The following is a 13,310-nucleotide window of genomic DNA, read 5'->3' as shown; positions in this document are numbered from 1 at the left end:
CCCGTCCTCGGATCCCTGTCGAATGCAGGATGATACGAACTCGGTAGATCGACACCCATGATAGTTAGGTATCAAATGGTTCGATGTCAATGTATAATGCCGCGTTCCATCGCTCGGCGCCTTGTTCTACTGTCGGCGCATGACTCCCTTTGACCGTCCGCCAATCGGCATGAATCTCGCGCGCACCTCCAAGCTGGTGGCGCAGGCATTTGACGCCGCTTTGGTCGAGGCCGGGGGCACGCTGCCGGTGTGGCTGACCTTGCTTTCGGTCAAGTCGAGCGAGCTTGCCAACCAACGCGAACTTGCCGGCATGATCGGCATCCAGGGCGCCACGCTCACCCACCATCTCAACGCCATGGAGGCGCAAGGCTTGCTGACGCGCCGCCGCGATCCGGACAACCGCCGGGTTCATCTGGTCGAGCTGACGCAGGCGGGCGAAACGATGTTCCTGAAGCTGCGGGCGGCGGCTCTCATCTTCGACAAGCGGCTGCGCGCGGGATTGCCGGACGACAGGCTGGCGGAGTTCGCCGAGGTGCTGGCGGCATTGCGGGCGAATGTCGCGCCGGCCAAATGACCGGCACCGGTGGGCAATAGTCTAGGCTAAATTGCCCTGAAGCACCTTCAGCTTGGCTTTCTTCGGGCTGCGCGCCAGCAGCCATTCGCGCGCTTTGTCCTGCGGCATCGGGAAGGCGATGGAATAGCCCTGCACCTGATCGCAGCCGATTGCCATCAGCGAATCGAGCTCGGCTTCGGTTTCCGCGCCCTCGGCGACGATCGAAATGCCGAGACCGCGCGCCAGCTCGGTGATGGCGCGCACGATCTTGGTGTTGTCGCCATTCTCGTTGATGTTCTGGACGAAGCGGCGGTCGATCTTCAGCCGGTCGATCTCGTTGGGATTGACGTGGCTGAGCGAGGCATAGCCGGTGCCGAAATCGTCGAGCTCAAGATGGACGCCGGCAGCGCGGATGTGGCGCAGCTTCGCCGCGATGCCCGTCTTCTCGTCGTCGAGAATGACGGATTCGACGATTTCCAGCGACAGTTTCTGCGGAGCAAGGCCGGCCTTTTCCAGCGTCGCGAACAGGAAGCGGTCGAAGTCGGGTTCGCGCAGCTCGGTGCCGGACACGTTGACGGCAAGCCGGCCGAAAGCGATGCCGGCGCGATCCCATTCGGCTGCTTGCTCGATCGCCTTGGTAAAGACGATGCGGCCGATCTCGGGCATGAAGCCGCATTTTTCGGCGACCGGAATGAACTCGCCCGGCGCAATCATGCCGCGCTCGGCATGCTTCCAGCGCACCAGCGCCTCGATGCCGCTGATGGCGCCGTTGCTCAGCGACACCTGCGGCTGGAAATAGACTTGGAAGGCGTTCTCCGAAATCGCGACCTTGATGTCGTGCTCGAGCTGCTTGCGGTAGTCTAGCTCGCGCCTGAGTTCCTCGGAGAAGAACGAGAAGCTGCCGCCGCCGAGCTTTTTGGCGGAATAGAGCGCGAGGTCGGCGTGGACGAGCAGATCCTCGGCATTGTCGGCGTCGATGGGATAGACGGCAATGCCGGCGCTGGCCCCTGGAAGGATGGTCGTGCCCTGGAAGGTAATCGGCTCGTTGATCTCCTCCAGGATGCGCCGGGCCAGCATGTTGATGTCCTCGGGGCCGCCGGCGCCATTGAGGATCATCACGAATTCGTCGCCGCCAAGGCGCGCGCAGAGATCCGACGCACGGCAGGAATCGCGCATGCGCTGCGCGGTGACGACCAGCACATAGTCGCCGGCGGCGTGGCCGAGTGTGTCGTTGATCTGCTTGAACCGGTCGAGGTCGAGCTGGATGACCGCCAGCCTCTCGCGCCGGCGATGCGCGCCCTTGATCAGCGTTTCGAAGTGGTCGGTCAGGAAGGTGCGGTTGTGCAGGCCGGTCAGCCCGTCATGTACGGCGATGAAGGCCATCGAGTTGCGGGCATCGACAAGCTCGTGCGTCTTGCGCAGGATCGCCTTCGACATCGGCCGGAAGATGAAAAGCGCCACCAGGACGATGACGCCGATGGTGGCGTAGAACAAGGTGCGATGGAGATCGAGGAGCTTTTCCGACCGCTCGTCTGCGAATGCGGCGATGCGTTGGCCGAGCGCGGCATAACCCGACAGCGTCGCATTGGCGACGGAAGCATCGAGATTGACGCGCTCGCCGCCGCCCTTGTAGGCGGCATTGCCGGAGAGCTGGGATTCGAAGGACGAGATCAGCCTTTCGCCATTGGCGACCAGCCCGACCGAGAAATAGTCGAGGTGGAACGGCTTGCCGTAAAGGACGCTCTCGATCGACTTTGGATCGGACAATGCTGGCGACAGTGGGTCGGCTCCCGTCTGTTTGAGCAGCAGGTCGTAGTTCGTCTCGAACTCGGCGGTCGCCTGTTTCAGCGCGGCAACCAGGGCCGGCTGCTTGTCACGCGCGGCGGAGCCGGTTGCGCTGGTCAAAAAGACAATGCGCTGCGACAGCGCCTTCTGGGTGCTGACGATGTCGAGCAGAGTATGGTTGTGCTGTTGCGCCGCCATCATCTGCTGCAGCAGGATGAAGGAGGCCATCACCATGGCGGCGATGATCAGCAGCGCCAGCCAGTAGCCGCTCTTGATCAGCAGGATGAGTTTGCCCGAGACGGTTTGCGCCGGCTGCTGCGACATATTCTAGGTGACCCCTCGGTCGACGGATTTCTGCCACCGATTCGTGGCAAGAACACCATTGCCTTGAAAGGGTTAACAGGTTTGGAAGCCGGCGGAACTGCTGCTTCCGCAGTAAACGAAAGCTGCCGAGATGGTTATCATGTTCTTTCGCGGCATGGCCGTATTCGCGTGCCTGCTACTCTAGCATGCTGGCCATGCGATCGGATCGCGCCAGGGTTGAGGCAGCCGCGCCACCGAAGCGGTCGCTTTTGCGGTGGATTTTTAGTGCGCGTAGCGCGACAGTCGCGCCAATCTCAACAGGACCTGATCATGAGCGCGGCATTCCTCTCCCATATCGACAACGAACTGCAAGGGCTGAAATCCGCCGGGCTCTACAAATCCGAGCGGGTGATCACCTCGACCCAGTCGGCTGAGATCGAAGTCGGCGGCGACAAGGTGCTGAACTTCTGCGCCAACAACTATCTCGGCCTCGCCGACAGCTCAGAATTGCGCGATGCAGCCAAAGGCGCGCTGGACCGCTACGGCTACGGCATGGCTTCGGTGCGTTTCATCTGCGGCACGCAGGAAGAGCACAAGCAGCTTGAAGCAACGATTTCATCATTCCTCGGCATGGACGACACCATCCTTTACGGCTCCTGCTTCGACGCCAATGGCGGCCTGTTCGAGACACTGCTCGGCGAGGAGGATGCGATCATTTCCGATGCGCTGAACCATGCCTCGATCATCGACGGCGTGCGACTGTCGAAGGCCAAGCGTTTCCGCTACGCCAACAACGAGATGGCCGATCTCGAAGCCCGGCTGAAGGAGGCGAAAGACTGCCGCTTCCGGCTGATCGCCACCGACGGCGTGTTTTCTATGGACGGCATCATCGCCAATCTGAAAGGCGTCTGCGACCTCGCCGACAAATACGACGCCATGGTGATGGTCGACGACAGCCATGCCGTCGGCTTCGTCGGCAAAAACGGCCGCGGCTCGGCCGAGCATTGCGGCGTCGAGGGCAGGGTGGACATCATCACCGGCACGCTCGGCAAGGCGCTGGGCGGCGCCTCGGGCGGCTACACCTCGGGCAAAAGCCAGGTGGTCGACTGGCTGCGCCAGCGCTCGCGGCCCTATCTCTTCTCCAACACGCTGATGCCGGCGATCGCCGGCGCCTCGATCAAGGTGTTCGAGCTGATCCGAAATGGCGACGCCCTGCGCCAGCGCCTCTATGCCAATGCGGCGCGCTTCCGGTCCGAGATGGGCAAGCTCGGCTTCACGTTGGCCGGCGCCGATCACCCGATCATCCCGGTGATGCTGGGCGATGCCAGCCTGGCGCAGGAAATGGCGGCGCGTATGCTGAAGCGCGGCATCTATGTCATCGGTTTTTCGTTCCCGGTGGTGCCGAAAGGCCAGGCGCGCATCCGCACGCAGATGTCGGCGGCGCATTACGCCGCCGACATCGACCGCGCCGTGGCGGCATTCGCCGCAGTCGGCAAGGAACTGGGCGTCATTTCCTGATCGCCAAAAGCGATTCCGGATCAAGGGATTCAAGGGACAAAAGCATGTCGAACATGATGAAGGCGCTGGTGAAGGCCAAGGCCGAACCGGGCATCTGGATGGAAGAGGTACCGGTGCCGGAGATCGGCCCCAACGACGTGCTGATCAAGGTCAAGAAGACGGCGATCTGCGGCACCGACGTCCACATCTACAATTGGGACCAGTGGGCGCAGAAGACCGTGCCGGTGCCGATGGTGACCGGCCATGAATTCGTCGGCACGGTGGCTGATTTCGGCGCTGCGGTCACCGAATACAAGGTCGGCCAGCGTGTTTCGGGCGAAGGCCATATCGTCTGCGGCCATTGCCGCAATTGCCGCGCCGGGCGAGGGCACCTCTGCCGCAACACGCTCGGCGTCGGCGTCAACCGTCCCGGCGCCTTCGGCGAATATCTGGCGATCCCGCAGCACAATGTCGTGCCGATCCCCGACGATGTGCCCGACGAAATCGCCGCGATCTTCGATCCGCTCGGCAATGCCGTCCACACCGCCCTGTCCTTCGATCTCGTCGGCGAAGACGTGCTGGTCACCGGAGCCGGACCGATCGGCATCATGGGCGCGCTGGTGGCGCAATGTGTGGGCGCGCGAAAAGTGGTCATCACCGACATCAACCCGGTGCGGCTGGCGCTGGCCAAAAAGCTCGGCGTCCAGCATGTCGTCGACGCCTCGAAGGAAAAGCTTAGGGATGTCATGCCGGCGCTCGGCATGACCGAAGGTTTTGATGTCGGCCTGGAAATGTCGGGCGCCGCGCCCGCCTTCCGCGACATGATCGACACCATGAACAATGGCGGCAAGATCGCCATTCTCGGCATCGCGCCGACCGGCTTCGAGATCGACTGGAACAAGGTCATCTTCAAGATGCTGCACTTGAAGGGCATCTACGGCCGCGAGATGTTCGAGACTTGGTACAAGATGATCGCCTTGGTGCAGGGGCCGCTGGATGTATCGGGTCTGATCACGCACCGCATCGGGATTGATGATTTTCAGGTGGGGTTTGATGCGATGAGGAGCGGCAGTTCGGGTAAGGTGGTGATGGATTGGTAGGCGCAGAGGCACGTTCTAGCTGGAGAAGCCGGCGGGACAGCACCCCCCTCTGTCCTGCCGGCCATCTCCCCCGCAAGGAGGGAGATTGGCAGCTTTGACGGCTCGCCAACCTCTGCAACATTGGAGATTGGCGAAAGCCTTCGCGACATCTGATCTCCCCCCTTGCGGGGGAGATGTCCGGCAGGACAGAGGGGGGTGTGAAGGATCACGGCGGAGCAGATTCTTTATTCACCCAACGCTCCCTCCAGCGCCGCCACGCCGCTCACAATCGCTGTCCGCTCCTCTGTGCTCAGCCTCTCCAGCAACTCCCGTTCAAACGCCTTCGCCAGCGGCACCATTTCGCCATAGGCCGCCAGCCCCGCCTTCGTCAGCGCCAGATGCTCTACACGTCGATCATTCTCGTCGGTTGTGCGTACCAGCCAGCGCCGCCGCTCAAGCTCGGCCACCGCGCGCGACACCTTGGTCTTGTGCATGGCCGACTGCTCGCCAAGCGCTGTCGCCGTCATCGTGCCGCGCTGGCCCAACCCCGAAAGAGTGCGCCATTCCGGCCGCGTCAGGCCGTGGCGGTCGCGGTAGATTTTTGAAAATTCGCGGCTGACGGCGTCGGCCAGCCGGTAGAGCCGATAGGGCAGGAAGCTTTCGAGTTCGAGGATTTCCATCTGCACCGTGGATGCGTTCGCGGTTGATAGTTACATTTTCGATGGTTACAAATGAAACCAGTTTGGTCAACATCGCCGGCAAGCAGCGCATCGCGGGGCCGGGGTCAGGGAGGATCGGATGACCTTTTCCTACATGCCGGGCTTCGGCAACGACTTCGAAACCGAGACGCTACCCGGCTCGCTGCCGCAGGGGCGGAACTCGCCGCAACGGCCGGCTTACGGGCTCTATGCCGAACAGCTATCGGGCTCGCCCTTCACCGCGCCGCGCGGCACCAATGAGCGTTCCTGGCTCTACCGCATCCGGCCGAGCGTAAAACACACCGGCCGCTTCAAGGCAGCGAGCTATCCCTTGTGGAAGACAGCACCCAATGTCGGCGACCACGAACTGGCGCTCGGGCAGTATCGCTGGAACCCGGTGCCGATGCCGAAGGAGCCGACCGATTTCATTCAAGGGATGCGCACCATCACCACCGCCGGCGACGTGCTGGGCCAAAGCGGCATGGCGGCGCATGTCTATGTCGCCAACCGCTCGATGGTCGACGACCATTTCTTCAACGCCGACGGCGAGTTGCTGATTGTCCCCCAGGTCGGCGCCTTGCGCTTTGTCACCGAGATGGGCGTCATCGAGCTTCGGCCCGGCGAGATCGCCGTGCTGCCGCGCGGTCTGGTGTTCAAGGTCGAGCTCGCCGACAAGGAAGTGCGCGGCTATGTCTGCGAGAATTACGGCGCCAAGCTGACGCTGCCCGACCGCGGCCCGATCGGCGCCAACTGCCTGGCCAACCCACGCGACTTCAAGACGCCCAGCGCCTGGTTCGAGGAGAAGGAGACGCCGTGCCGGCTGACGGTGAAATGGTGCGGCAATTTCAACGTCACCGAGATCGGCCATTCGCCGCTCGACGTCGTCGCCTGGCACGGCAACTATGCGCCCTACAAATATGATCTGGCGACGTTTTCGCCGGTCGGCGCCATCCTGTTCGACCATCCCGATCCGTCGATCTTCACCGTGCTGACGGCGCCGAGCGGCGAGGAGGGCACCGCCAATATCGACTTCGTCATCTTCCCGCCGCGCTGGCTGGTGGCGGAAGACACGTTCCGGCCGCCCTGGTACCACCGCAACATCATGAGCGAGTTCATGGGCCTGATCCATGGCCAGTACGACGCCAAGGAAGAAGGCTTCGTGCCCGGCGGCATCAGCCTGCACAATCTGATGCTGGCCCACGGCCCCGACGCACCTGGCTTCGAAAAGGCCTCGCGCTCCGAGCTGAAACCGGTCAAGCTCGACAACACGATGGCCTTCATGTTCGAGACCCGATTCCCGCAAATGCTGACCCGCTACGGCGCCGAGCTTGAAACAAGGCAGGACAATTACATTGACTGCTGGACCGACCTGAAGAAGCGCTTCAACGGCACGCCGGAGGGCGACTGGTCTTGAGATCAGCTCGATGAGCGACCGGCTGGTGCTTCTCGGCTCGAAAGGCGGCCCGGCATTGCGGTCGGGCGGGCCGTGGCCGAGTTCGTCGCTGCTGGAGCTTGGCGGGCGGACCATCGTCGTCGATTGCGGGCTGGGTGTCACGCGTGGCCTGGTCGATGCCGGCGTCAGCCTGAAGGCGCTCGACCTGATCTTCGTCACCCATCTGCATTCCGATCATGTGCTGGAACTGGGGGCGCTGCTCCACACCGCCTGGACCGCCGGTCTGGCCAGTCCGGTGACGTTGTTCGGACCGCCCGGCACCGGCCATTACTGGCGGCGCTTCTGCCAGGCGATGGAGTTCGACATCGAGATCCGAATCGTCGACGAAGGCAGGCCGGACATCCGCGAACTGGTTTCGATCGTTGAATTCGGCGAAGGCCAGGTTTTCGCACAACGCGGCCTGAAGGTCTCGGCACTGCGCGTCGACCATCCACCGGTAACCGACTGTTTCGCGCTGCGGTTCGAGCAAGGCGGTAAAAGCGTCGTCTTCTCATCCGACACCGCCTTCTTCCCGCCGCTCGCCGGCTTCGCCAAAAATGCCGACATCCTCGTCCATGAAGCCATGCTGGACGAGGGCATCGAGCGGCTGGTCGCCAGGACCGGCAATGGCGCGCGGCTGAAAGAGCATCTGCTTGCCAGCCACTCATTTGCCGAGCAGGCAGGCCGCATCGCCAGCGATGCCGGGGTGAAGAGGCTGGTGCTCAACCACCTCATTCCGGCCGACGATCCCGAGATCGGCGAGGCCGACTGGGAGGCTGCTGTCAGGAAATCGTGGGTGGGTGACTTGACGATTGCCCACGACCGCCTTGTTGTGAACTTAGACGGCGCCAAAGCCGCATCAGGAGAGGAAACCGCATGAAGCTTGCCACATTGAGGGACGGGACGCGCGACGGAAAGCTTGTCGTCGTCTCGCGCGACCTGACGCGCTTCACCGACGCCTCGTTCCTGGCGCGCACGCTGCAGGCGGCACTCGACGACTGGCAGCGGATTTCGCCGCACCTGGCGACGATCGCCGAATCGCTGGAGAACAATGCGGTGCCGTCGGCACGCTTCCATGAGCATGACGCCCATTCGCCGCTGCCGCGCGCCTATCAATGGGCCGATGGCTCTGCCTATGTGAACCATGTCGAGCTGGTGCGCAAAGCCCGCGGCGCCGAGATGCCGGCAAGCTTCTGGACCGATCCGCTGATCTACCAGGGTGGCTCGGATTCCTTTATCGCGCCGCGCGAGCCGATCCGCGCGGCGGACGAAGCCTTCGGCATCGACATGGAGGCGGAGGTCGCCGTCGTCGTCGACGATGTGCCGATGGGCGCCAGCCTCGACCAGGCGCGCGCTGCGATCCGGCTGGTCATGCTGGTCAATGATGTGACGCTGCGCGCGCTCACCGGACCCGAGCTCGCCAAGGGGTTTGGCTTCTTCCAGTCGAAGCCGTCCTCGGCTTTTTCGCCGGTGGCGGTGACGCCGGACGAACTCGGCGACGCCTGGGATGGCGGCAAGGTCAACCTGCCTCTGCTCGCCGACGTCAACGGCAAGCCGTTCGGCCGTGCCAATGCCGGCGTCGACATGACCTTCGACTTCCCGGCGCTGATTGCCCATGCCGCAAAGACACGGCCGCTGGTTGCCGGCACCATCATCGGCTCCGGCACCGTCTCCAACAAGCTGGATGGCGGGCCGGGCAAACCGGTGGCGGCCGGCGGCGCCGGCTATTCCTGCATCGCTGAACTGCGCATGATCGAGACCATTGAGTCTGGCGAGCCCAAGACGCCGTTCCTGCGCTTTGGCGATACAGTGCGTATCGAGATGAAGAATAAAAGCGGAAACTCGATCTTCGGCGCCATCGAGCAGAAGGTCGAGAAGTCCCAGGCATAAGAGGGGGCAATAGTGACGGGAGAGGCGTTCTACCTGCTGGCCGGCGTCTGGGCGCTGGCCATTCTGGTGGTCTTCATCCAGGCGATCCGGCTGAGCTACCGCATCGAGGCGCGCTCGCCCGATCTGACCAACCGCAGTGGCTACCCGCGCAAGGCGATGATGTTCCGCACCATCACCAACACCAATGTGGCGCGGGACGAGGAGACGCAGGCGATGCGGCGGCGCATGAACCGGCTGCTGCTGATCGTTGTCGCCGGCTTCGCGGTGATGGCGGCTGGCATTGGCCTGATCAGACGAATGAACGCGTGACCCTGCTCGAGCATTTCAGCCGCATGGCCGGCAACAATCTCTGGTCGAACGACCGGCTCTATCGCGCCGTGCTGCAGCTAAAGCCCGGCGAATTCGAAGCCGAGCGCACAAGCTTCTTCCCGTCGATCAAGGCGACGCTCAACCACATCCTCGCGGTCGATCAACTCTATCTCGATTTTCTCGAAGAAGGCGGCGTCGGTGCGGCCGCTTATGACGACTACGTGCCGTTCGATGTGCCGCAGGCGCTGTTTGCCGCCCAGGTCGCAGCAGATCGACGCCTAATCGCCTTTTGCGAGAAGCTGTCGGAGGCGGATCTCGACCGTCAGGTCATCACGGACCGGCGCGAGGACGGCATGATCCCCGAAAAGATCGGCGACATTCTCGCCCATGTCTTCCTCCACGACATCCACCATCGCGGCCAGGTTCACGCGATGCTCTCGGGCAGCTCGGTCGCGCCGCCGCAGCTGGACGAGTTTTTGCTCGATTATGATTTGAAGGTGAGGAAGGAAGAGGTCGAGCGGCTGGGCCTCTGACCTTTATCTGGTGTACTCGTTCCATTCAGGGCCGAGTTTGTCGAAATCGTCAGAAATCCAAATCTTGCCCTTCAGGGCACCTATGCGCGACAACAAGTCTTCTCGAACTGGTGCCACGAGCCGCGCCGCGATCTTGCCGTGACGAGTGATGACTATCTCCTCGCCGGCTTCCGCGCGGCCGACGAGTTCCGATAGTTTGGCCTTTGCTTCGGTTATGGAGACGTTCACGGTTCACGCCGCCTTGCCATCGACCTTGATCACGCCGCGCTTGATCTGGTCCTGCTCGATCGACTCGAACAGCGCGCGGAAATTGCCTTCGCCAAAACCTTCGTCGCCCTTCCTCTGGATGAATTCGAAGAAGATCGGGCCGATCACGGTTTTGGAGAATATCTGCAGCAGGATCTTGGTCATGCCGCCGTCGACCACGCCTTCGCCGTCGATCAGGATGCCGTGCTTCTTCATCCGCTCGATCGGCTCGTCATGCCCGTTCACCCTGTTGTACGACATGTCGTAGTAGGTCTCCGGCGGACCGGGCATGAACTTCAGCCCGTTGTCGGCAAGCTTGTCGGTGGCGGCGTAGATGTCGTCGGTGCCGACAGCGATATGCTGGATGCCTTCGCCATTGTACTTCTTCAGATACTCGGCGATCTGGCTGGTGTCGTCCTTGGACTCGTTCAGCGGGATACGGATCTTGCCGCAGGGCGAGGTGATGGCGCGGCTGACGAGGCCGGTGATCTTGCCGTCGATGTCGAAGAAATGGATCTGCTTGAAGCCGAACAATTCGCGATAAAAGTCCCACCATTTGTCCATCTGGCCGCGATAGACATTGTGGGTGAGGTGGTCGAGGAAATAGAAGCCGACGCCTTGGGGCCGCGGGTCGCGTTCGCCCAGCCACTCGAACTCGGCATCATAGGCCGAGCCCTTCTTGCCATAGGCTTCGATGAAATAGAGCAGTGAGCCGCCAATGCCGACAATGGCCGGCACGTCGAGCGCCTTGTCGTTGCCGTCGTAGGGCGTGGCGCCTTTCGATACCGCATGCTCGAACGCATGCTTTGCATCGACCACGCGCCAGGCCATCGAGGCGGCGCAGGGGCCGTGATTGTCGACGAATTTCATCGCATGCGAACCCGGCTCGGCATTGACGACATAGTTGATGTCGCCCTGGCGCCAGACGGTGATGTCCTTCGTGCGGTGCTTGGCCACCGCGACATAGCCCATGCGGGTGAACAGTTCGGCTAGCTTCTGCGGCTCCGCATGCGCGAACTCGACGAACTCGAAACCGTCGGTGCCGGCGGGGTTTTCCTTGCTGATCTTTGCGGGCGGGGCGTGGTGCGGGAAGGGACCCATGGCATTCCTCCAAACGGATGGTGGCCGCATCGGACCACGAGATGACGCATGATAGCGCGGAGCGGCCGCACGGTGCTTGCATTCAAACGCTTGAAATGATCAGATCGTGCGTGAATTGTGCACAAACGGGCCAAAGATCATGAATGAGACGCGCATCGATCAGTTCGATCGCAAGATAATGGCACTTCTGCAGGGCGATGCGCGGCTGACCAACAACGACCTGTCGGAGCGGGTGAACCTCTCCGCCTCCCAATGCTCGCGCCGCCGCCAGCGGTTGGAAGAGGACGGCTATATCAAGGGCTACCGGGCGGTGCTCGACCGCGACAAGCTCGGCTTCTCGCTGGTCAATGTCATCTCGGTGACATTGGCCACCCACAACCGCGACAATGCGCGGCGCTTCGGCGAATTGCTGGCGCGGCTGCCGGAAGTGCAGGAGGCGCACGCGCTGACCGGTGAGATGGACTACATCTTGAAAGTGGTGACCCCCGATCTGAAATCGCTGTCGGAATTCGTCAACGGCGTGCTGTTGCCGCACGACTCCGTGCAGCATGTAAAGACCGCGATCGTGCTGGAGACGCTGAAGGAGACCGGGGCGCTGCCGATCTAGTTTGAGAGAGTTTCAGTTGATACGTCGGCGGGACAGCACCCCCTTCTGGCCTGCCGGCCATCTCTCCCGCAAGGAGGGAGATCAGCAGCTTTGTCGATAGCGCTCATCCTGCAACGTCGGCGATTGGCGAAAAGCGAAGGCGACATCCGATCTCCCCCCTTGCGGGGGAGATGATGTCCGGCAGGACAGAGGGGGGTGTGAGGGATCGCCAGCGCCTCAGATGCTCACCCCTTGGACTGCTTAATCAGCCCGTAGAGATTGGTGCAGCGCGCGCCGGAGCGGCAATAGGCAAACACCGGGACTTCGAGCGCTTCGAGCGCTTCGGCCTGATCTTCGACATTCTCGGCTGTGATCTGGCCGCTGATTACCGGGATGTAGCGGAAGGCCAGCCCCGCGGCTTCGACCGCCGCCTTGACGCTGTCGGCCGAAGGCTGGTCGGGCTGCTCGTCATCCGGTCGGTTGCAGATCACGCTCTTGAAACCGGCTTCCTTGATGGCGGCGGCATCTTCGGGCTGGATCTGGCCCGAGACCGAATAGTCCTCGCTGATTTCTCGATATTCCATGGCTCTCATCCTCTCAACCTGGTTTGGCGCGAAGTCTTGCCACTCTCACACGAGGCCGGCAATCCGCGCCGGAAAGAAATCCCTCGGCGCAGATAGACATTTGCGGCCCAAGATCCAACCCAGGCTCAAGAGGTTTCGCGCTGTTGGCCTTGCCCGGAGGCGGCAGCGACTCTAAACAGGCGCACCGACAAACGAAGGAACCATCCCATGAGCATTCGTCGCATCGATGTTGGCCCGCGCATGAGCCAGATCGTCATCCACGGCAACACCGTCTATCTCGCCGGCCAGGTCGGAACGCCCGGCGCCAGCGTTGGCGAACAGACGAGGTCGATCCTCGCATCTATCGACGAACTGCTGGCCAAGGCCGGCACCGACAAGACCAAGATCCTGCAGGCGATCATCTGGCTGGCCGATATGGGCACCTTCGCCGAGATGAACAAGGAATGGGACAAGTGGGTCCCGCAAGGCAACACGCCCGCCCGCGCCACGGGTGAGGCCAAGCTTGCAGGGCCGGAATACACTGTCGAGATTATCGTTACGGCGGCGATTTAAAGTGCAGCCTTCTACCTCCCCCTTGTGGGGAGGTCGGACCGAAGGTCCGGGTGGGGGGCTGGCGCCGACCCCCCCCCCCCCCCCACGCCCCCCCCCGCCCCCGGGGGGGGTTTACCAAAGGACGGGTGGGGCCGAGAGCAGGGGGTTGGTGTGGGGGGTGGG

15 protein-coding genes are annotated in these 13,310 nt (G+C 62.6%); 10 read left to right on the top strand and 5 right to left on the bottom strand.

Annotated features, from left to right (window positions below):
- The first annotated feature begins 169 nt into the window (after nucleotides 1-169).
- Nucleotides 170-574 carry a MarR family winged helix-turn-helix transcriptional regulator gene (locus NKI15_RS26130; protein WP_023672921.1) on the top strand — a complete coding sequence of 135 codons (405 nt, stop codon included), beginning with the start codon at nucleotides 170-172 and terminating at the stop codon, nucleotides 572-574.
- A 21-nt stretch (nucleotides 575-595) separates the two neighbouring features.
- Here the strand turns inward: NKI15_RS26130 and NKI15_RS26125 are convergent, their stop codons facing one another.
- Nucleotides 596-2,662, bottom strand: a complete 2,067-nt coding sequence (locus NKI15_RS26125; protein WP_023672920.1) for a putative bifunctional diguanylate cyclase/phosphodiesterase — start codon at nucleotides 2,660-2,662, stop codon at nucleotides 596-598.
- 309 nt (nucleotides 2,663-2,971) lie between these two features.
- On the opposite strand from NKI15_RS26125, the gene NKI15_RS26120 reads away from it, so the two are divergent.
- The gene (locus tag NKI15_RS26120; RefSeq protein WP_352887369.1) at nucleotides 2,972-4,159 is read left to right on the top strand and encodes a glycine C-acetyltransferase; all 1,188 of its coding nucleotides are present in this window, start codon (nucleotides 2,972-2,974) and stop codon (nucleotides 4,157-4,159) included.
- A gap of 44 nt (nucleotides 4,160-4,203) precedes the next feature.
- A complete protein-coding gene (gene tdh, locus NKI15_RS26115) occupies nucleotides 4,204-5,238 on the top strand; it encodes an L-threonine 3-dehydrogenase (protein WP_023689619.1) in 1,035 nt (344 codons plus the stop codon).
- 224 nt (nucleotides 5,239-5,462) lie between these two features.
- Here the strand turns inward: tdh and NKI15_RS26110 are convergent, their stop codons facing one another.
- Nucleotides 5,463-5,897 (bottom strand): MarR family winged helix-turn-helix transcriptional regulator, encoded by a 435-nt coding sequence (locus NKI15_RS26110; RefSeq protein ID WP_031203942.1) that lies wholly within the window; start codon nucleotides 5,895-5,897, stop codon nucleotides 5,463-5,465.
- A 118-nt stretch (nucleotides 5,898-6,015) separates the two neighbouring features.
- On the opposite strand from NKI15_RS26110, the gene hmgA reads away from it, so the two are divergent.
- The 5 genes from hmgA to NKI15_RS26085 are packed head-to-tail and all read left to right on the top strand — an operon-like array spanning nucleotide 6,016 to nucleotide 10,079.
- Complete coding sequence (hmgA, locus tag NKI15_RS26105) at nucleotides 6,016-7,329, top strand: homogentisate 1,2-dioxygenase (protein ID WP_023689622.1); 1,314 nt, start codon at nucleotides 6,016-6,018, stop codon at nucleotides 7,327-7,329.
- A gap of 10 nt (nucleotides 7,330-7,339) precedes the next feature.
- The gene (locus NKI15_RS26100) at nucleotides 7,340-8,227 is read left to right on the top strand and encodes an MBL fold metallo-hydrolase (RefSeq protein ID WP_352515428.1); all 888 of its coding nucleotides are present in this window, start codon (nucleotides 7,340-7,342) and stop codon (nucleotides 8,225-8,227) included.
- Nucleotides 8,224-9,237, top strand: a complete 1,014-nt coding sequence (locus NKI15_RS26095; protein WP_023694416.1) for a fumarylacetoacetate hydrolase family protein — start codon at nucleotides 8,224-8,226, stop codon at nucleotides 9,235-9,237. The genes NKI15_RS26100 and NKI15_RS26095 overlap by 4 nt, the downstream gene beginning before the upstream one ends.
- Before the next feature lie 12 nt (nucleotides 9,238-9,249).
- Nucleotides 9,250-9,546, top strand: a complete 297-nt coding sequence (locus tag NKI15_RS26090) for a hypothetical protein (RefSeq protein ID WP_023821157.1) — start codon at nucleotides 9,250-9,252, stop codon at nucleotides 9,544-9,546.
- Nucleotides 9,543-10,079, top strand: coding sequence for a DinB family protein (locus NKI15_RS26085; protein ID WP_023821156.1), 537 nt, complete (start codon nucleotides 9,543-9,545; stop codon nucleotides 10,077-10,079). The genes NKI15_RS26090 and NKI15_RS26085 overlap by 4 nt, the downstream gene beginning before the upstream one ends.
- A gap of 3 nt (nucleotides 10,080-10,082) precedes the next feature.
- Here NKI15_RS26085 and NKI15_RS26080 read toward each other — a convergent pair whose 3' ends face one another.
- Both NKI15_RS26080 and hppD read right to left on the bottom strand, forming a co-directional pair.
- Nucleotides 10,083-10,307, bottom strand: coding sequence for a type II toxin-antitoxin system Phd/YefM family antitoxin (locus tag NKI15_RS26080; protein ID WP_023702307.1), 225 nt, complete (start codon nucleotides 10,305-10,307; stop codon nucleotides 10,083-10,085).
- 3 nt (nucleotides 10,308-10,310) lie between these two features.
- Nucleotides 10,311-11,426 (bottom strand): 4-hydroxyphenylpyruvate dioxygenase, encoded by a 1,116-nt coding sequence (hppD, locus tag NKI15_RS26075; protein WP_352887363.1) that lies wholly within the window; start codon nucleotides 11,424-11,426, stop codon nucleotides 10,311-10,313.
- A 139-nt stretch (nucleotides 11,427-11,565) separates the two neighbouring features.
- On the opposite strand from hppD, the gene NKI15_RS26070 reads away from it, so the two are divergent.
- Nucleotides 11,566-12,033 carry an Lrp/AsnC family transcriptional regulator gene (locus tag NKI15_RS26070; protein ID WP_023689628.1) on the top strand — a complete coding sequence of 156 codons (468 nt, stop codon included), beginning with the start codon at nucleotides 11,566-11,568 and terminating at the stop codon, nucleotides 12,031-12,033.
- 224 nt (nucleotides 12,034-12,257) lie between these two features.
- On the opposite strand, the gene NKI15_RS26065 is transcribed toward NKI15_RS26070, so the two are convergent.
- Complete coding sequence (locus NKI15_RS26065) at nucleotides 12,258-12,596, bottom strand: protein tyrosine phosphatase family protein (protein WP_352515429.1); 339 nt, start codon at nucleotides 12,594-12,596, stop codon at nucleotides 12,258-12,260.
- A 207-nt stretch (nucleotides 12,597-12,803) separates the two neighbouring features.
- Between NKI15_RS26065 and NKI15_RS26060 the strand changes: the two genes are divergently transcribed.
- Nucleotides 12,804-13,148: a RidA family protein gene (locus tag NKI15_RS26060; protein ID WP_023672906.1), complete on the top strand. Its 345-nt coding sequence runs from the start codon at nucleotides 12,804-12,806 to the stop codon at nucleotides 13,146-13,148.
- Nucleotides 13,149-13,310 lie beyond the last annotated feature (162 nt).

Source organism: Mesorhizobium sp. M0862, from assembly GCF_040319795.1.
In the GTDB taxonomy this organism is placed as follows: domain Bacteria; phylum Pseudomonadota; class Alphaproteobacteria; order Rhizobiales; family Rhizobiaceae; genus Mesorhizobium.
The sequence above is the reverse complement of the archived record's forward strand: the minus strand, read 5'-3'. Positions and strand labels throughout refer to the sequence as shown.